Here is a 19429-nt window from a genome sequence, read left to right on the forward strand (position 1 = left end):
CGGCAGGAGCGAAATCATGCAGCCTGACCTGCTAGACTCACACGTTTTACATCAATTCCGAACCCGTTCCCCGCTCACGCACTGTATGACCAACGATGTCGTGCAGACCTTCACCGCCAACGTTTTGCTCGCGCTGGGTGCTTCCCCGGCAATGGTGATCGAAGCCGAGGAAGCGGAACAGTTTGCCGCGCTTGCCGATGCTCTGCTCATCAACGTGGGTACACTCACCGCGCCGCGCGCCCAGTCGATGCGTCGGGCCATTGAGAGCGCGGTAGCCGCGGGTACGCCCTGGGTTCTGGATCCGGTTGCGGTTGGCGCGCTGGCGTACCGCACCCGATTTTGCCAGCAAATATTGTCCCTTAAACCTGCGGCCATTCGTGGAAACGCCTCCGAAATCCTCGCCCTTGCCGGAATGAGTGCGGGCGGGCGCGGGGTTGATTCCACCGATACGGCGGCGAGCGCGTTGACCGCTGCGCAGACGCTCGCCCGCCAGACCCACGCCGTTGTGGTCGTCACAGGAGAAGTGGATCACATCACTGATGGTCAGCGAACCCGTACGGTCGCGGGCGGCGACCCGCTGATGACCCGCGTGGTGGGAACAGGCTGTGCGCTCTCGGCGGTCGTCGCCGCCTGCTGTTCGCTGCCTGGCGACAGGCTTGATAATGCGACGGCAGCCTGCGGCTTTATGAAGCGCGCAGGGTCAGCTGCACTGACTCACAGCCGGGGCCCCGGCAGCTTTGCCCCGGCGTTTCTGGATGCGCTTTACGCGCTGGAGGAGCTGGTATGACACGCATTAATGCCTTGACTATTGCGGGAACCGATCCCAGCGGCGGAGCGGGGATCCAGGCAGACCTGAAAACCTTCTCTGCGCTCGGCGCTTACGGATGCTCGGTTATCACCGCGCTGGTGGCGCAAAACACGCGCGGTGTACAGTCGGTATATCGTATTGAGCCGGATTTTGTCGCCGCACAGCTGGATTCGGTATTCAGCGATGTACGCATCGACACCACCAAAATCGGCATGCTTGCAGAGGCGGACATTGTTGAAGCGGTCGCTGAACGTCTCAAACGTTATCAGATAAAAAACGTGGTGCTCGATACCGTGATGCTGGCCAAAAGCGGCGATCCGTTGCTCTCCGCCTCTGCCGTCGACACCCTGCGTAAAAAGCTGCTGCCGCAGGTGGCGCTGATCACGCCAAACCTCCCTGAAGCCGCCGCGCTGCTGGGTGCGTCACACGCGCAAAACGAACGTGAGATGAAAGAGCAGGGCAATGCGCTGCTGGCGATGGGATGCAGCGCGGTGCTGATGAAAGGCGGTCATCTTGATGATGCAGAAAGCCCGGACTGGCTCTTCACCCGCGATGGCGCGCAACGTTTCACCGCCCCGCGGGTACAGACCAAAAACACCCACGGCACGGGATGTACGCTCTCGGCGGCGCTGGCGGCGCTGCGTCCCCGAAACGCGAACTGGCCGGATACGGTGCAGGAGGCGAAGATCTGGCTCTCGTGCGCGCTGGCAAAAGCCGATTCTCTGGAAGTGGGTCACGGTATTGGGCCGGTTCACCATTTTCATGCATGGTGGTAAGCCGTATACTGGCATAAAACCTTATGCCAGAGAAAAACAGAGATGGAACAAGCGCATACCCGGTTAATTGCTCAACTCAAGGAACGAATTGCCGCACCGGACAACACGCCGTTGTACCTGAAATTTGCCGAAACGGTTAAAAACGCGGTACGCAGCGGCGTGCTCGCGCACGGTAATATTTTGCCGGGCGAGCGCGATCTGAGCCAGCTGGCCGGTGTGTCGCGCATTACGGTGCGTAAAGCGATGCAGGCGCTGGAAGAGGCCGGCGTCGTCACCCGCGCGCGTGGATACGGTACGCAAATCAACAATATCTTTGAATATTCGCTAAAAGAGGCGCGCGGGTTTTCTCAGCAGGTGGTGCTGCGGGGCAAAACGCCCAACACGCTGTGGGTTAATAAACGCGTCGTGAAGTGCCCGGAAGAGATCGCCCGCCACCTTTCCCTTGCGCCGGACAGCGATGTATTTCTGCTTAAGCGCATCCGCTACGTGGATGACGATGCGGTATCAATAGAGGAGTCCTGGGTACCGGTAGGGTTAATCCCCAATCCGGACGACATCGGCGTCTCGCTTTACGATTACTTCCGCAGCCAGAATATCTTTCCGCAGCGCACCCGTTCCCGCGTCAGCGCCCGGATGCCGGACAGCGAGTTTCAGGCGCATATCAAGATGGACGATAAGATACCGGTGCTGGTGATCAAGCAAGTCGCGCTCGATCAACAGCACCGGCCAATTGAGTACAGCATCAGCTACTGCCGCAGCGACCTATACGTCTTTGTGTGCGAGGAGTAGGACCTCGCGCGTGGGGGCGCAGTCGCCACCGCGATGGCTGACTACCCAGGCGGCTACGGCATTGCCAAGCTGCACCGCCTCTGGCAGTGACCATCCCGCGGCCAGCCCGGCAAGGGTACCTCCCGCATGGCTGTCACCCGCGCCGATGGTATCGACCACGGTAGCAGGAAACGCCGGAACGTGTCCGGAAGCGTCACCGTCGTACCAGACTGCCCCGTCTTTATCATGGCGTACGATCAGCGCAGCGCCAAACCTCTGCTGCCACCGTGTGCCGAGCTCTTCCACGTTTACGCCAAGCCATTCGGCGGCAAGTTCCGCCTCCTGACGATTGAGCGAGACGATTGGTTTGCAGGCCATGATCCGCGCCATCAGCGGGTCGGGAATATCCGCGATGCGCGGACCGAAATCGATAAAGAGCGTCGCATCCTGAAGACTTTCCAGCCAGGCCGTCAGCAGCTCACCGCTGGGGGACGCCAGCTGGTAGCCGGACAAAGAGATCAGGCTCCCTGCCGGCACGCTTAACCCGTCCAGCCAGCGCTGCTGCCACTGGTTCTCCACGCCGCTAAACGACATAAAGGTCCGTTCACCGTCAGGCTCCACCAGCGCCAGGCACCAGCCGTTATCGCCCGTTTCCGCTTCCACGGCGCTGTGAAGATCCTGCTTCGCCATGGCGTTACGGATAATATCGGCCCACACGCCGTGGCCGACGGGAAGGGCGTTTTGCGCAGCAATGCCGAGCCGCTTCAGGGCGATGGCGATATTCAGCGCGCAGCCGCCAATATTCACTCCCTGTTGCTTCAGCTCGATATCACACCCGCGCCAGGGCAGGGCGTAGGCGTCGGCAATCACGTCGATAACCGCCGCGCCGAGTACCGTTACGGGGCGCGTGGCGTGAAGGGTTTCGAGACGGCGGGCAAAAGCACTCATACGCCCTCCCTTTGCTCCCGGAAGTGCAGCAGTTTTTCGCAGTAGTGGCCGAAATCGAGCCGGTTTACGGCATCAAGTTCGTTTTTGAGTGCCGGATCAATGGCCTGTACACCGTGCAGCGCGCCGCAGATGGCCGTTGCCATCGCGCCGATAGTGTCAGTATCACCGCCCAGGTTGGCGCATAACACCGCGCAGCGGTTCGGATCGGTACCCGCGAGTTCGACCATCGCAATCGCCGCCGGAACGGACTCAAGGGTGCTCGTGCCCGCGCCAATAAGCTGATAGATCTGCTCGCTGGCGGACTCGGTACCGTTGGCTTCGCGCACGGTTTTCAGGGCCAGCTCAATACGAGCGGAAAGCGATGCGCTGAAGGTGGTCGTGTTCGCCTCCTGCGCCGCACGGGCAATACCCGGCAGGGCATCGGCGATGTGATGCCAGCGTTCGCCGTCGATAGCGCGTGAAACCGCCCAGGCGATCACCACCGCACCGGCGATGGCGAGATCCGATTTATGGGTCGGGCTGGAGGCTAACGCAACCTGTTCCACGAAGTGCGCCAGACGCGTGGCTGGCAGGAGGCATCCCAGCGGGGAGGCGCGCATCGCCGCCCCGTTGGTGACGCCGTTGTTTTCCAGCTGGCTCACCGGCTTGCCGTCACGGATGGCGTTCAGGGCAATTTTGGAGGTCGGGCCGAGCACATTCTTATTGAACGCGTCAAAATCCAGCGCCCAGTCCAGAATATGCTTACCGATAACGTCAGGGTTAATTTCCCCGTCGCATTCGATAATCGCGTCGGCCAGGCACAGCGCCATCGACGTATCATCCGTAAATTCGGCCTGCTTAAAGTAACAGGCGGCATTATTCTCAGCCGGGCCGGGTAAGAAACGGTCGATCCAGCCGAAGTGCGCTTTCACCCGCTTGCGCGGCCACAGCTCCGACGGCATCCCCATCGCATCCCCTAACGCCTGCCCGTAAAGAGCACCGAGAATACGGTCTTGTTTCATTTAACTTCCCCTCGTGTCAGCGCGGTATCGCCATCAACCACCTCAATTGCGGTGATCTCTTTATCCGATTCGCGGAAAAACAGCATAAACAGCACGGCAATCACCACAATCATGATTGCACCAAACGTCCACATTCCGGCCCAGTTGAAGGTCAGCCCATTCACCGGCTCTTTATATGCGAACATTTTTTCCATCATCACGCCGCCGAGACGGTAACCCAGCAGGCTACCAAAGCCCTGACAGCACAGCGTGATCAAGCCCTGCGCCGCGTTGCGCATGTGCACGGGCGCTTTTTTATCCACGTAGATGTACGCGGTGACGTAATAGAAGTCATAGCTTACGCCGTGCAGCAGAATGCCGAGGAACAGCAGGGCGTAGGTGAAGTATTGCTCGGCGCCGCCGTAAACAAAGAAACCGTAGCGAATGGCGGCGGTGATCAGGCCCAGCAGCAAGACCTTCTTAATACCAAAGCGTTTGGTAAAGAATGGCAGAGCGAGCATGAAGAAGATTTCAGAGAACTGGCCGAGGGTCATCCAGCCGGTGGCGTTTTTCATCCCCACTTCGGTGAGATAGCCGTTGGCAAAGATATAGTAGAAGGCCAGCGGCATGGCGAACAGGAACGAGCAGAAGAAGAACACCAGGAAGTTTTTATCGCGCAGCAGGATCAGCGCATCCAGCCCCAGCATCACTTTGAAATCCAGCTTGCCGGTACTCTTCGGCGGGGTATTCGGCAGGAACAGCGCGAAGACGCCAAGCAGAAGGGAGCTGGCAGCGGTCATCAGCAGCGGGATATTGGTGTCAGAGATGTCGCTATAGCCCATCATCTGCGGCAGGAAGCCGCACGCCAGGCCGGAGGCAATCCAGCCGATGGTGCCCATCACGCGAATGCGCGGGAAATCAGCCTCCACGTCATCGACGTTCGCGAAGGCGATACTGTTGGTCAGCGCGATGGTCGGCATATAGGTCAGGGAGTAGGCCAGCAGCAGCGGGAAGAAGGTGCTGAACTGGGTTTGCTGTGCTGCGAAATACATCAGAATCGCGCCAGCGAACATCAGCACGGCCAGCACTTTCTGGGCGGCGAAGAAACGGTCCGTCAGCGAGCCGACAAGGATGGGAGAGAGGATCGCGGCAATCGCGGTACAGGCGTACGACCAGCCAATTTCCCCGGCGGTAAACCCGCTCTTACTCAGCCACAGCCACAGCGGCACAAACCATGCGCCCCAGATAAACCATTCAACGAACATCATGAATGACAGTTGGACTTTCGTTTTCATTTTTTAATCCTGCATGTCAGAGGTACGCATGTAACATACCATGTGATAATACCTTTTAAATACCTTTAAGGCGATTGTTTGATCAGTGTAACAAAAATGTTGTACACGAAACGAGCCAGCAGATTGTGCTTAAAAAAGTTGCAAATGGTGGAAAATAGGTTAAGTCGGTACCAGGCTTAGTCTGCCTGCAAAAACGTGGGCTTGGATCACACGCTCCGACATCATGTCGGACTTACGGGAGCATCACTATGACTGATATTGCGCAACTGCTTGGCAAAGACGCCGACAGCCTTTTACAGCATCGTTGTATGACCATTCCAGCCGACCAGCTTTATCTGCCTGGCCATGATTACGTAGACCGCGTCATGGTCGACAACAACCGTCCGCCTGCCGTACTGCGAAACATGCAGACGCTTTACAATACCGGTCGTCTGGGCGGGACCGGCTATCTCTCCATTCTGCCCGTTGATCAGGGCGTAGAGCACTCGGCGGGAGCGTCGTTTGCTGCTAACCCGCTCTACTTTGACCCGAAAAACATTGTCGAGCTGGCGATTGAAGCGGGCTGTAACTGTGTGGCATCGACGTATGGCGTGCTGGCCTCCGTTTCCCGCCGCTATGCTCACCGCATTCCATTCCTCGTCAAGCTGAATCACAACGAAACCCTGAGCTACCCAACCGAATACGACCAGACACTGTACGCCAGCGTCGAACAGGCCTTCAACATGGGTGCGGTAGCGGTCGGGGCGACTATCTATTTTGGCTCTGAGCAGTCGCGTCGGCAGATAGAAGAGATCTCTGCCGCGTTTGAGCGCGCGCACGAGCTGGGGATGGTGACCGTATTGTGGGCCTATCTGCGTAACAACGCGTTTAAGAAAGACGGCGTGGATTACCACGTATCAGCGGATCTGACCGGTCAGGCAAATCACCTGGCGGCAACCATCGGCGCGGACATCGTGAAACAGAAAATGGCCGAGAATAACGGCGGGTATAAAGCGGTGAACTTTGGCTATACCGACGACCGCGTCTACAGCAAGCTGACCAGCGACAACCCTATCGATCTGGTGCGCTACCAGCTGGCTAACTGCTACATGGGCCGCGCCGGGCTGATTAACTCCGGCGGTGCAGCAGGTGGTGAAACCGATCTGACCGACGCGGTGCGCACGGCGGTGATTAACAAACGCGCCGGCGGAATGGGGCTGATCCTGGGCCGCAAAGCGTTTAAAAAATCCATGGCCGACGGCGTGAAGCTGATTAATGCGGTTCAGGATGTCTATCTGGACAATAAAGTGACGATTGCCTAATCGCACGCATCTTCCTGCCGGGATAAGCGTGACCCGGCAGGAAAGTTCTCTCGCTTACTCCTTCAGCGTTTCAGGATGAGGAGTATTCAGCAGACCCGCCATCCCTCTCTTGCTGCTATTTGCTTTTTCTAAGCCCGGCTGCGTGACGCGGATAAAGGCACACAGAACAAAAGCCAGCAGATAAAGCACCGTATAGGCGATGACCACGCCGAGCGTGCTGAACCAGGGCAGCAGCACCACGGCAATCGCCGGCGCAAGGAAGTTAGACAGACCGGCTGACAGGTTATACACCGAAATCGCCGCCCCCTTGTGCCGCGGCTCCAGCGCCGGGAACACCGCCGCCATCGGTACGAAGGCCGCCACAAAAATCCCCAGCGCGATGGCCGGGACCAGCGCCATGGCAAAGTTATGCCCGAAGTGCTGCGGAATGTAGTAAAACGCCAGGCTCGAGAGCGCCATCCCGATACAGCCAAACCAGCGCACCACCCGCATCCAGCCCATTTTTTCCGCCACCACGCCCCAGAAGACGTTCGAGAAGATGGTGGTGAAGAAGAATACCGCCCAGACCTGAAGCCACTCGGAGGTGGTGAAGCCCAGTTCGTCAACAAACATCATCGGCATGATGACGGCAAACCCGAACAGGGAGAGGGTATTGATGATACGCACCATGCTGGAGAGCAGAATACTGCGGTTGGTGTAGAGCAGCGTCGCTGCACGGCCCAGCTCGGCGAATTTTTCCCGGGTGGAGAGATTATGCATGTGCGTTGGGGTTTTGACGCTGCGCAGGGATACCATGGCGATGACTCCCCCCGCCAGACAAAACGCCAGTGCCAGCCACAGGGTGCCCATTTCCCCGATGTGCGGAATGGTAAAGCTCGGAATATAACTGCCCGCCACGCCAATACCTACGGAATAAACCGCCCAGTACCAGCCCAGCGCCGAGCTGGATTTATCGCTACGCACATTATGAATAATGACCACGATGAAGGCGTACAAAAATAACGGGTAGGCCAGACCGCGGATCCCATAGAACAGCAGAATTAATGCGTAATTTGCCTGACCCAGACCAAAAACGAGAAACAGGACGTGGAAAACGCACCACAGGACGAAGCCAATCAGCATGGTTTTTTGCGGGGTGATGATTTCAGCCACCACGCCGGAGATCCACGCGGAGAGCGCCGCCGCGAGACCGTAAAGCGTGAAGGCGAAAGAGGCTTCAGCAGGCGTGAAGCCCAGTGATTTAATATAGTGCGACAGGAATGCCAGCTCGAAACCGTCACCCGTCATAAAGACCGCGATCGCCAGATATCCCCATAGCAGGTTCAGCGGCAATCCCAGCCACTGTTTATTTATTTCGGACATATTGACCTCGTTTGTAGCGTACAGGTAAGCCCACACCGGAAATATTCCGGCGTGAGTTTTCTTATTGTCTTTTTCTCTAAATATACTGACGTGTATTTATTCTCTGATTACTGTCGCAGTCTGTTGTAACTGCTTATAAGCCTCGTATCGACGCAGATGAAGGGACTGAAAGTTCGCTTGCGGATAGAAATATTTATCCACGTGGGTAAATTGTTTCATGGCATCGGTCACTGAAGGCGCTATATTTCCCGCCACCGCCCCGAGAATGGCCGAACCCAGTAATACCGGTTCGCTGCATTGGGTCGCTAACACCGGCAGCCCGCAGGTATCTGCCAGCAGCTGGCGGACGAAAGGGTGCTGGCCCGCGCCGCCGCTGATAACGATATTTTCGGTCTGTACGCCGCATTCACGCTGGGCGTCAATGATTTGTCGCAAACCGTAACCGATACCACACAGACCGGCCACATACAGTGCCATCAGGTTATTGATATCGTTCTCCATGCCCAGCCCGCAGATCGTGGCCCGCGCATGGGGATCGGCAAAGGGCGCGCGGTTACCCAGAAATTCGGGTACCACGTGCAGTCCTGCTGCCAGGTTCACCGCCTCTGAGGCGGTGGCGAAGGTCTGTAAAAGCCGGTCCGCCAGGTAAACCGGCAGCGGCAGGTCTGACTCCTGTGCCAGCTGGCGCGCTTGCGGTGCGGCAGGATGGAAACTTAATAACCGATCGATAGCGGCACCCGCGGCGCTTTGTCCGCCCTCAATCAGCCACAGTCCAGGTACCATCGCGCTAAAATAAGGCCCCCAGACGCCGGGCACAAAAACGGCGCTCTCGGCGCTGGTCATGGTGCACGATGAGGTGCCAAAAACATACGCGAGATTGTTCAGCGCGCCGCCGCCAACGCCCAACGTCCCGATGCCACCAGCGTGGGCATCAATTAACCCTACCGCCACCGGCGTGCCTGGCAGCAAGCCCATCTCACGCGCGGCCTGCTCCGTTAAGCCCTCGCCGCAAGGGGTGCCGGGGGCGGCAATATGCTGCCCTATGCGGACAAAATCTTCTCCGGCCAGCTCGTCCAGGCCAACGGTGCGGAAATAGTCCGGGTCCCAGCGATTCTCATGGGCCAGCCACGTCCATTTACAGGTTACGGTACAGATGGAACGGGTGACATCGCCCGTCGCGCGCCAGGTCAGGAAATCGGCCAAATCGAAAAATTGCCAGGCGCGATCGTAGACCTCACGATGGTTTTCTTTCAGCCACAGCAGCTTGGGCGTCTCCATTTCGGGCGATATTTTTCCGCCAACATAGTCCAGCACCGGATGATGGGTGGCGTTGATGCGCTCCGCCTGGTCTGTCGCACGGTGATCCATCCAGACGATGATATTGTTTTCCGCTTCACCGTCAGGGCTGACCGCCAGCGGTTCGCCATTGTTGTCCAACACCACCAGCGAGCAGGTGGCGTCAAACCCGATGCCGGCAACGCTCTGCGGAGTCGTCCCGGAGCGCGCCAGCGCCTCGCGGATGCAGCGGCAAACGGCCTGCCAGATCTCGGCGCTGGACTGCTCCACGCGGCTTCCGCTGCGGTGCACGGTGGCAATTTTCTGCGTCGCGTGGGAAAGCAGCCTGCCGCTGAGATCGAAAATGCCCGCGCGGACGCTGCCGGAGCCGACGTCTACGCCGATAACGGTTTCAGGTGTACTCTTCATCCTTGCGGCCCTTAAAGATCGACGCTGTTAGGCAGAATCACCAGATCCCGGACGGTAACGTTCTTCGAACGGGTCACCATGAACAACACCGATTCTGCGACTTCAATCGGCTGCATCAGGCTGCCGTTTGCCAGCGCTTCATCCATTTTGGCCTGCGGCCAGTCGTCGAGCAGAGCCGTCACTACCGGCCCAGGCAGAACGGCTCCGACGCGTACGCCATGTTCCGCAACCTGACGACGGGTGGTATGCACGAACGCCTGAACGGCAAATTTGGACGCGGTGTAGATCGGCTCCCAGATAACCGGCACCACGCCCGCAATGGAGCTGGTGAAGATAATATCGCCTGACTTCTGCGCAATCATATGCGGCAGTACGGCGCGAACGCAGCGGAAGGCGGCGTTGATATTCAGGTTCAGTACGCGATCCCAGACGTCCGGGTCGCCTTCAGCAACCGGCCCGCCGATGTAGGCGCCTGCATTGGCGTGAAAAATATCCAGGCCGCCGGCGAGGCCGACAATGTCGCTCAGCATCGCGTCGACTTGCTCGGGTTTGAACAGATCGATTTGCAGGGCAAACGCGTTCTCGCCCAGCTCGGCGACAAGGCGCTGAAGCTTTTCGCCTTCCCGGTCGATTAACACCACCTTAGCGCCAGCGCCGAGCAGCGTTTTTGCACACTCCAGGCCAATACCTGAGGCGGCGCCAGTGATAGCAGCGACTTTGCCCTGAAGGGAACTATTCATGGAGGGGACAGAGTGATTCATTTTATAATCCTTTATGCAGAGATGATTTTTAGGGTGTGTCTGCTTTCGCGTGAAGAACGGGGGTTCTGACTGACGCGTGAAGCAAACTGCTCAATCGATGAAGCAGATCTAGCACTTGCTTATTTCTCCAGCAAGAGACATTCAAAATGAAGAGGCGATTTTGTGACGCGCGTTGAGAAAACGAAGAAAACGACCATTTACGATCTGGCGGAACTCACCGGCGTTTCTGCCAGCGCGGTGAGTGCTATTTTGAATGGCAACTGGAAGAAACGCCGCATCAGCGCCAGCCTGGCAGAGAAGGTAACCCGCATTGCACAAGAGCAGGGCTACGCGGTTAACCGTCAGGCAAGCCTGCTGCGCAGCAAGAAATCGAACGTTATCGGCATGATTGTGCCGAAATATGACAACCGCTATTTCGGCTCTATAGCGGAAAAATTCGAAGAGATGGCGCGTGCCAGAGGGCTGTTGCCGATTATTACCTGCACACGCCGACAGCCGGAACTCGAGCTGGATGCCGCCCGTGCCATGCTCTCCTGGCAGGTTGACTGGGTCATTGCCACGGGGGCGACACACCCGGACAAAATTGCTGAACTCTGTCATCAGGCGGGCGTACCTACGCTAAATCTTGATCTGCCGGGTACCCTGGCGCCCTCTATCATTTCGGATAACTACGGCGGCGCGAAGATGCTGACAGAGCGGATCCTCGCCAGCAGCTTTAAACGGTTTGGTTTGCTGGCTCCGCTGACCTTCGTGGGCGGACGCCGGAGTGATAACAACACCGCAGAGCGCCTGCGCGGGTTCCTTGATGCCCATCAGGCCCATGGGCTGACCGTTCCGGAACAGCAGCTGCTGGTCACCGGGTACTCGTCATCGCGCGTGGAGGAGCAGCTCAGAGCCACCTTCCCGTCGCCATCGACGGCGCTAAAGGGGCTGTTTGTCAATTCGACCATTTCGCTGGAGGGGGTGGTACGTTGGCTGGCCCAATACGGGCAGACCGGCCAAAATCAGCCGCCGATGGGTTGTTTTGACTGGGACCCATTTGTCTCTCTGCTGGGACATGATATCGACATGGTGCGCCAGGACGTCCCGGCGATGCTGGAGAAGGTATTTGAAATTCTCGATTCCGGTGATACCTCGGTCAGGCGTATTGAGATCCCACCGGAACTGATTGGCAGCCAGAGTGTCACGGCCTAGCCCTGACGCGTCAGCAGCCAGCGCGCGGTCTGTTCATCCGTCACCAGACCGTTTACCCAGCCGCCTTTGAGGGCGGCAAGGATCGCCGGGCGTTTATCCTCGCCGCAGGCGGCCGCAATACGTGGACACTGGCTCTGGCGAATATCGTAGCTGGTAATAAAGCGATTAATCTGGCTGTCGATGACGTTGCCGTCGGCATCGATAAAGCGTCCGAGTATTTCGCCAACGCCACCGCGCTGGGTCAACTCTTCCAGCTGTGCCTCATCGATAAACCCGTCTTTGAAGATAGGGCTCTGCTTGCCCAGCGCCCCGATGCCGACAAAAATCACATCGGCCGCATCCGCCACGGCGCAGACGTTACGGAACAGGCGGTTTGAGCACCACATCTCATGCTCCTCGCTGGACTGAGCATAGCGCGGCGCCGGCCACTGGTAATATTTTCCCTGAATTTTACGCGCCAGCAGCAACGGCACATCATCGTAATAGTTACATTGCCCGTGCTCGTTCATGGCGCTGATCAGGGCGACACAGCGGGTGTTGTGGCTGTCAAAATCGATACGCTTGATGGTTTTTTTTAGCGTCAGTCCGGAGCCAATTCCGACAACCGTGGGTTTATCACCTTGCAGGTAGCGGGCCATCAGCTGATAACAGCCAAACGTCACGCTATCCAGCGCGCTTTCATTGCGGTAGACGGGCACAATGTTGCAGTGGGTCAGGTGATATTTTTCCGCGAGAAGTTGCGCATAATCGAGGCAGTTAGCGACAGGGTGATGAAGCCCAATCGAGACAATGCCTTCCTCTTTCGCGGCGGCAATCAGCCGCTGCACCACCGGTCTTGATGTGCCGAGCTGGCTGGCAATTTCGCTTTGATTAAGCCCGGCGATGTAATACATCCATGCCGCCCGCACTTTTTGATCGAGCCTGATGTCATCTTCTTTGCTCACGTTTCCCTGCCTCAAGAGTGGGGTTGAGGGCGGTCAACACCCACAACAATTGTCTGTCATTCTGGCGGGTGCTCCGCGCTGAGGCAAGCGGTTTGCTCTTTATTGGTCATTTGTTATTTGAATGGTCATTTGTTCTTTTGTGATCTGTAGCTCTTATTTTAATCAAATGATCATCTACAGTTCAGCCATAACCTCACTGGAGAACAGAACAATGACCGAGAAATACACATGGCTACATATTGGGCTGGGGTCTTTTCATCGTGCGCATCAGGCGTGGTATCTGCACCGCCTGATTGCCGGCGGCGATACGCGCTGGCACATCGCTGCGGGCAACATACGCAACGATGCTGAACATGTGGTGCAGGCGCTGGCCGCGCAGAAGGGGCGATATGTACTGGAGACCGTCAGCCCGGAAGGCGAGAGAGACTATGAAGAGATCGCCTCGATTCAGACGCTGATCCCGTGGCAGGCGGATTTGCAGCCGCTGATTGCCGAAGGGGCGAACCCGCAGACTCGGGTCATCGCGTTTACCGTGACGGAGGGGGGCTACTATCTGGATACCAGCCACAGGCTGGATGTGGCCAATGCCGATCTGGCGAGCGATATTAAGGGCGGCTGTAAAACCATCTACGGGACAATTGCCCGCATCCTCGAAGCGCGTATGGCGAACGGAGCGGGTCCGGTAACCTTGCTTAACTGTGACAACGTGCGGCATAACGGCGAGCGCTTCCACGACGGGTTGATTGAATTCTTAACCCTCAGCGGCAAACAGAGGGTCATCGAATGGCTGAGCGCTAATGCGACCTGTCCGAATACCATGGTGGATCGCATCACACCGCGTCCGGCGGCCGATCTCCCGGCGCGCATTAAGGCCCGGACGGGCATAGACGATAACGCCCCGGTTATGGGGGAACGCTTTATTCAGTGGGTGGTTGAAGACAATTTCCGCGACGTTCGTCCCGCGCTGGAAACGGTGGGCGTGGAGCTGGTGGGATCCGTCATCCCTTATGAAGAGGCGAAGATCCGCATCCTCAATGCCTCCCATAGCTGTATCGCCTGGGCGGGTACTCTGGTCGGGCAGCAGTATATCCATGAAAGCACGCTGACAGAATTTATCTACAAGATTGCCGACCGCTACGTGACGGAAGATGTCATTCCCTGCCTGGGAGATAATGGCATCGATCTGCCAGCCTACCGCGACGTGGTGCTTAAGCGTTTTACCAACCCCTGGATTCAGGACACCAACCAGCGCGTCGCGGCCGACGGGTTCTCGAAGATCCCGGCGATGATCGCCCCAACGCTGCGTGAATGTTACCAGCGCGGCGTACGTCCTGACGCTACCGCTATGCTGCCTGCGCTGTTCTACGTCTATATGGAGCAGTGGCATCACGGCAAGCTGCCATATGAATACCAGGACGGTATCCTCAACGCCTCTGCGGTACATGCGATGTTCGAATCGGACGATCCGATAGCCCGATATGCCAGCGATACCGCCCTGTTTGGCGATCTGACCGGCCGGGAAGATTTTGCCGCGCTTCTGCGTGAAAAAATCGCTGACGTCTACGCGCTGATTAAGTGAGAGGTGGGTATGTATCTGGGCATCGATCTTGGCACATCAGAAGTAAAGGCGCTGGTCATTGACGAAAACAACGGCGTTGTCGCCACCCATAGCGCGCCGCTGACGATACAGCGTCCGAAGCCGCACTGGTCTGAACAATCGCCGGAAGCCTGGTGGGAGGCAACCGAATACCTGATTGCCACCCTCCGGGAGAAGTGCGGCCACCACTGGCAGGCGATAAAAGCCATTGGCCTTTCCGGACAGATGCACGGTGCGGTACTGCTGGATGCCGCGGGTGAACCCCTGCGTCCGGCCATCCTGTGGAATGACACCCGCTGCGCGCAGGAGTGCGCAGAGCTGGAAGAGATGGCGCCCGAGCTGCACCAGGTGGCGGGGAACCTGGCAATGCCGGGGTTTACGGCACCAAAGCTGCTCTGGGTGCGCCGTCATGAGCCGCAGAACTTCAGCCGTCTCGCCACCGTGCTGCTGCCGAAGGATTATCTGCGCTTCAAAATGACCGGAAAAAAAATCTCTGATATGTCGGACTCGGCAGGGACGCTGTGGCTGGATGTGGGAAAACGAGACTGGTCGGATGCACTGCTGGAAAAATGTGGGCTGTCGCGTGCCGCCATGCCTGCGCTGGTGGAAGGGTGTGAGGTCTCGGCGCTACTCGAACCTGCGGTAGCGCAGCGGTGGGGTCTGAACCCCTCGGTTATCGTTGCCGGCGGCGGGGGAGATAACGCCGTCAGCGCGATAGGGGTTGGGGCCGTTTCGCCGGGCGATGCGTTTATTTCGCTGGGAACCTCCGGCGTGCTGTTTGTGGTCACGGATGCCTACCGTCCGGCGCCCCAGTCTGCCGTGCACGCGTTCTGTCACGTGCTGCCAAACCTGTGGCATCAGATGAGCGTGATGTTAAGCGCCGCCAGTTGTCTACAGTGGTTTTGCCGTCTGGTGGGCGTCACGGAGCTGGCATTGCTTGAGGAGATCGCCCAGCTAAGCGATGCGGAGAAAGCGAGCGCGCCGATGTTCCTGCCCTACCTTTCCGGGGAACGTACGCCGCATAACGATCCCTGTGCACGGGGCATGTTCTGGGGGCTAACGCACTCCAGCCAGCGTGCGCTGATGGGGTATGCGGTGCTGGAAGGCGTCAGCTTCGGTATTGCCGATGGCCTTCGCGTGTTGCAGGAGAGCGGCACGCAGATTGAACAGTGCTCCCTCGTCGGCGGCGGGGCGCGGAGCCCCTTCTGGGCCCAGCTGCTGGCCGATATTCTGGCGATGCCGGTGGTGACGCATAAGGGCGGCGAAACCGGCGGTGCGCTGGGGGCTGCACGGCTGGCCTGTCTCGCAGCCGGTAAGCCGCTGGCTTCCGTGTGCGAAAAACCTGAAGTCTATAAAACCTGGCGCAGCGATCCGGCGCGCCACCGTGCGCTGATGACGCGTTACCAGCAGTTTAACGCGCTTTACCAAAACGACCTGAACTACCGAAACCCATAATTCTGTGGCAAAGACCCTCCGGTGATGCTGCCGGAGCGGTTCCCTGTACCCTAAAAACGAGGTCAATATGTCGTTAAATAACAAACAATGGCTGGGATTACCCCTGAGTCTGGTCTGGGGGTATATCGCTATCGCGGTCTTTATGACGGGCGATGGTTTCGAGCTGGCATTCCTGTCGCACTATATTAAGGCGCTGGGCTTCACGCCTGCTGAAGCCTCTTTCGCCTTCACGCTCTACGGTCTCGCGGCGGCGCTCTCCGCATGGATTTCCGGCGTGGTGGCTGAAATCATCACCCCGCAAAAAACCATGCTGATTGGCTTCGTCCTGTGGTGCGTTTTCCACGTCCTGTTTCTCGTTTTTGGTCTGGGTCAGGCAAATTACGCATTAATTCTGCTGTTCTACGGGATCCGCGGCCTGGCCTATCCGCTGTTCCTCTATGCCTTTATCGTCGCCATTGTGCATAACGTTCGCAGTGACAGTACCAGCGCGGCGCTGGGCTGGTTCTGGGCGGTTTACTCTATCGGCATCGGCGTGTTCGGCAGCTACATTCCGAGCTTTACCATTCCGCACATCGGGGAGATGGGCACGCTGTGGCTGGCGCTGGCATTCTGCGTAACCGGCGGGATCATTGCGCTGGTCTCTATGCGTAAGGTGGAAACGCCACGGCATATGCAGACTCTCTCCACCCGAGAAAAATTCGCCGAGCTGGGCCGTGCAGCGACGCTGCTCTACACCAACCGCAGTATTCTGCTCTCCAGCATGGTGCGTATCATCAACACCCTCTCCCTGTTCGGGTTTGCCGTCATCATGCCGATGATGTTTGTTGACGAGCTGGGCTTCACCACCTCCGAGTGGCTTCAGGTCTGGGCGGTATTCTTCTTCACCACCATCTTCTCGAACGTCTTCTGGGGCGTGGTGGCGGAAAAAATGGGCTGGATGCGGGTGGTGCGCTGGTTTGGCTGTATCGGGATGGCGCTCTCGAGCCTGGCGTTTTACTACATTCCGCAGCACTTCGGGCATAACTTTGCCATGGCGCTGGTCCCGGCCATCGCGCTGGGGATTTTTGTGGCGGCCTTCGTACCGATGGCGGCGGTGTTCCCGGCGCTGGAGCCGCGGCACAAGGGGGCGGCGATTTCGGTGTATAACCTGTCAGCCGGTCTGTCTAACTTCCTTGCGCCGGCGATTGCCGTGGTGCTGCTGCCCTGGTTCAGCACGCTCGGCGTGGTCATTGCCTACACGGCGCTGTATGTCGTGGCCTTCATCCTGTGTCCGTTTATTCGGGTTGAACAGCCTGGGTTTGTTCGTCAGGAAACCTGTAAGGGTGAAACGGTCGGAATTTCGTAATTTATTCAGGCCTGACGGCAGCGTCGGGCCATTCACGGAGACGTATGATGGATGTTAAGGCGGTAATTTTTGACATGGATGGCGTCATCATTGACTCCGAAGGCCTGTGGCGTCAGGCGCAGAAAGCAGCTCTGGCAGGCTGGCGTGCTGAGGTCAGCGACGAAGAGTGTGAGTCACTGACGAAAGGCAAGCGGCTGGATGAGATTGCCCGGACCTGGTGCGAATACTGCAAACTTGAGGCCGATCCTGAAATGATTGAAGCGGACATTCGTCTGCGCATCATCGAACTGATTGGCCGGGAAGGCAAAGCGATAGAGGGCATCTACGACGTGATGTCGTATTTTCGTGAGGCAGGTTACCGGATTGCACTTGCCACCTCTTCGTCGCATGAAATCGTGCATGCGGTGCTTAAGAAACTCAGGATGGGTCACTATTTTGAGGTCATTTGCAGCGCCGACGATGAACGCTACGGAAAACCGCACCCTGCCGTCTATCTCTCGGCGCTGCGAAAATTAGGCCTGACGGCCTCGCAGTGCATAGTGATTGAGGACAGCCAGAGCGGCTACCGTGCCGCCCTTAGTGCGGGGCTCAAAACCCTCATCGTCTCGCCAGCGTGCCATCATGCCAGCTTTAACAATGCCAGTGGCCGGTATGCGTCTATGCATGCGCTGCTGGAAACGCTTGCCGTTCCAGCCCCGGAAGCGGGTTAGTTGACTGATTTGTAAGCGCAGAAGTTTCCGCGGGTTGTTGCCGGTCAGCATATTCCTGCTTCTGCGCTTACCTTCAAATAACGTCTCCCGATCAACCTCACATTTCCCCGCGCTTTTGTGAAAATTGTCACGTCCGACCGTGCATATGCCCAAAAAATAGCCTCTCCTTAACGCGTTTTGTCCGAGGACGTGCTGATTTTTTATGCTTAAATTACATACTGAAACGCATTTTTAAAAACATAAAACCCCTTTGTCATTTTCTGCTTCTGGGCTTATCGCCGGACTTAAGGACCGATAATGAAAATTGAATCTGTAAACGTCACCGTCTTTCAGTACCCGACGCGTCGGGTCTCTGACGCCGCGGGGCATTCGCATCCTGGGCCGGAAAGCATGGCCAAAATGGCGATGTTGACCATCACGGCAGAAGAGGGCACCCGCGGATATTCGTTCGCGCCGCCGGAAGTGGTGCGCCCCTTTGTGGTCAATACCTTCTTTCGCAAAGTGCTGGTGGGGCAGGACGCATTCAACCGGGAACGCATCTGGCAGGATCTGGCGCACTGGCAGCGGGGAAGCGCGCATCAGCTGACCGAGCGTGCGCTGGGCTTCGTTGAACAGGCGCTGTGGGATCTGATTGGCCGTAAGCTCAACCTGCCGGTCTGGAAACTGCTTGGCGGCTATCGCGATAAGGTGCCGGCCTACGGCAGCACCATGTGCGGCGACGATCTGCCGGGCGGATTATCCACGCCGGAGGAGTACGCCAGCTTTGCCGAAAAGCTGGTAGCGCGCGGTTACAAGGCCATCAAGCTGCACACCTGGATGCCGCCAGTCTCTTTCGCCCCCAATCCAAAGATGGACGTCAAAGCCTGTGCCGCCGTGCGTGAAGCGGTTGGCCCGGACATTGACCTCATGATTGACGGCTACCACTGGTACAGCCGTACCGAGGCGCTGTACATCGGCAAAGCGCTGGAAAAGCTTGACTTCGCCTGGTTTGAAGAGCCGATGGAGGAGGAGAGCATGGCCTCCTACGCGTGGCTGGCGGAGAACCTCTCGATTCCGGTTATCGGCCCGGAAAGCCTGGGCGGAAAGCACCACAGCCGCGCGGACTGGATCAAAGCCGGGGCCTGCGACATCCTGCGCGCAGGGTCGAACGGCGTGGGCGGCATTTCCCCAACGCTGAAGGTGGCGAACCTGGCGGAATCTTTTGGCATGGACTGCGAAATACACGGCAACGGCGCGGCCAGCCTGGCGGTGATTGGCGCCATCAAAAACTGCCGCTGGTACGAGCGCGGCCTGCTGCACCCGTTCCTCGACTACGACCAACCGGCGGCGTACCTCAACAGCCTGGTGGACCCGATGGACGAAAACGGCATGGTCAGTCTGCCGACCCGCCCGGGACTGGGCGAAGACATTAATTTTGCATATATCGAAGCCAATACCGTCAGCCACGACTGACAGATAAAAACGTACCCTACAGGCGATAT

The 19429-nt window shown here is 58.0% G+C and carries 17 protein-coding genes; 10 read left to right on the forward strand and 7 right to left on the reverse strand.

The window, feature by feature from the left end; genetic code table 11:
* The first annotated feature begins 16 nt into the window (after positions 1-16).
* Genes thiM through SK58_RS09925 form a run of 3 tightly spaced genes read left to right on the forward strand, consistent with a single transcriptional unit; the run spans position 17 to position 2373 of the window.
* Positions 17-787: a hydroxyethylthiazole kinase gene (gene thiM / locus SK58_RS09915; RefSeq protein ID WP_017693063.1), complete on the forward strand. Its 771-nt coding sequence runs from the start codon at positions 17-19 to the stop codon at positions 785-787.
* A complete protein-coding gene (gene thiD, locus SK58_RS09920; protein ID WP_048219776.1) occupies positions 784-1584 on the forward strand; it encodes a bifunctional hydroxymethylpyrimidine kinase/phosphomethylpyrimidine kinase in 801 nt (266 codons plus the stop codon). Before thiM ends, thiD begins: the two co-directional genes overlap by 4 nt.
* Before the next feature lie 42 nt (positions 1585-1626).
* A complete protein-coding gene (locus tag SK58_RS09925; protein WP_003859242.1) occupies positions 1627-2373 on the forward strand; it encodes a GntR family transcriptional regulator in 747 nt (248 codons plus the stop codon).
* Here SK58_RS09925 and SK58_RS09930 read toward each other — a convergent pair.
* The 3 genes from SK58_RS09930 to SK58_RS09940 are packed head-to-tail and all read right to left on the reverse strand — an operon-like array spanning position 2347 to position 5575.
* Positions 2347-3300 (reverse strand): PfkB family carbohydrate kinase, encoded by a 954-nt coding sequence (locus SK58_RS09930; protein WP_045347825.1) that lies wholly within the window; start codon positions 3298-3300, stop codon positions 2347-2349. The genes SK58_RS09925 and SK58_RS09930 overlap by 27 nt on opposite strands.
* Positions 3297-4301 carry an ADP-ribosylglycohydrolase family protein gene (locus SK58_RS09935; RefSeq protein ID WP_015572351.1) on the reverse strand — a complete coding sequence of 335 codons (1005 nt, stop codon included), beginning with the start codon at positions 4299-4301 and terminating at the stop codon, positions 3297-3299. The genes SK58_RS09930 and SK58_RS09935 overlap by 4 nt, the downstream gene beginning before the upstream one ends.
* Positions 4298-5575 (reverse strand): nucleoside permease, encoded by a 1278-nt coding sequence (locus SK58_RS09940; RefSeq protein WP_003859236.1) that lies wholly within the window; start codon positions 5573-5575, stop codon positions 4298-4300. The genes SK58_RS09935 and SK58_RS09940 overlap by 4 nt, the downstream gene beginning before the upstream one ends.
* A gap of 248 nt (positions 5576-5823) precedes the next feature.
* On the opposite strand from SK58_RS09940, the gene fbaB reads away from it, so the two are divergent.
* Entirely contained in the window at positions 5824-6876 is a 1053-nt protein-coding gene (fbaB, locus tag SK58_RS09945; protein ID WP_015572352.1) for a class I fructose-bisphosphate aldolase, read from the forward strand.
* 54 nt (positions 6877-6930) lie between these two features.
* Here fbaB and SK58_RS09950 read toward each other — a convergent pair whose 3' ends face one another.
* The 3 genes from SK58_RS09950 to SK58_RS09960 form a co-directional block, all read right to left on the reverse strand.
* Positions 6931-8238, reverse strand: a complete 1308-nt coding sequence (locus SK58_RS09950; protein ID WP_023304097.1) for an RbtT/DalT/CsbX family MFS transporter — start codon at positions 8236-8238, stop codon at positions 6931-6933.
* A 96-nt stretch (positions 8239-8334) separates the two neighbouring features.
* A complete protein-coding gene (locus SK58_RS09955) occupies positions 8335-9942 on the reverse strand; it encodes an FGGY-family carbohydrate kinase (protein WP_017693069.1) in 1608 nt (535 codons plus the stop codon).
* An 11-nt stretch (positions 9943-9953) separates the two neighbouring features.
* Positions 9954-10703, reverse strand: coding sequence for an SDR family oxidoreductase (locus SK58_RS09960; protein WP_017693070.1), 750 nt, complete (start codon positions 10701-10703; stop codon positions 9954-9956).
* A 162-nt stretch (positions 10704-10865) separates the two neighbouring features.
* Here SK58_RS09960 and SK58_RS09965 point away from each other — a divergent pair, with 162 nt between their 5' ends.
* Positions 10866-11897: a LacI family DNA-binding transcriptional regulator gene (locus SK58_RS09965; protein WP_047062497.1), complete on the forward strand. Its 1032-nt coding sequence runs from the start codon at positions 10866-10868 to the stop codon at positions 11895-11897.
* Here the strand turns inward: SK58_RS09965 and SK58_RS09970 are convergent.
* Positions 11894-12841, reverse strand: a complete 948-nt coding sequence (locus tag SK58_RS09970; protein WP_017693072.1) for a sugar-binding transcriptional regulator — start codon at positions 12839-12841, stop codon at positions 11894-11896. The two genes, SK58_RS09965 and SK58_RS09970, sit on opposite strands and share 4 nt — an antisense overlap.
* 211 nt (positions 12842-13052) lie before the next feature.
* On the opposite strand from SK58_RS09970, the gene dalD reads away from it, so the two are divergent.
* From dalD to SK58_RS09995, 5 genes are all read left to right on the forward strand, one after another.
* The gene (dalD, locus tag SK58_RS09975) at positions 13053-14420 is read left to right on the forward strand and encodes a D-arabinitol 4-dehydrogenase (protein WP_033487331.1); all 1368 of its coding nucleotides are present in this window, start codon (positions 13053-13055) and stop codon (positions 14418-14420) included.
* 9 nt (positions 14421-14429) lie between these two features.
* The gene (gene xylB / locus SK58_RS09980; protein WP_015572354.1) at positions 14430-15893 is read left to right on the forward strand and encodes a xylulokinase; all 1464 of its coding nucleotides are present in this window, start codon (positions 14430-14432) and stop codon (positions 15891-15893) included.
* A 67-nt stretch (positions 15894-15960) separates the two neighbouring features.
* Positions 15961-17238 carry an RbtT/DalT/CsbX family MFS transporter gene (locus SK58_RS09985; RefSeq protein WP_017693074.1) on the forward strand — a complete coding sequence of 426 codons (1278 nt, stop codon included), beginning with the start codon at positions 15961-15963 and terminating at the stop codon, positions 17236-17238.
* Between the two features lie 44 nt (positions 17239-17282).
* Positions 17283-17948 (forward strand): HAD family hydrolase, encoded by a 666-nt coding sequence (locus SK58_RS09990; RefSeq protein WP_080339249.1) that lies wholly within the window; start codon positions 17283-17285, stop codon positions 17946-17948.
* A gap of 297 nt (positions 17949-18245) precedes the next feature.
* Positions 18246-19400, forward strand: coding sequence for a mandelate racemase family protein (locus tag SK58_RS09995; RefSeq protein ID WP_015572356.1), 1155 nt, complete (start codon positions 18246-18248; stop codon positions 19398-19400).
* The last annotated feature ends 29 nt before the right edge of the window (positions 19401-19429 follow it).

Source organism: Enterobacter sp. BIDMC93, from assembly GCF_001037805.1.
In the GTDB taxonomy this organism is placed as follows: Bacteria; Pseudomonadota; Gammaproteobacteria; order Enterobacterales; family Enterobacteriaceae; genus Enterobacter; species Enterobacter hormaechei_C.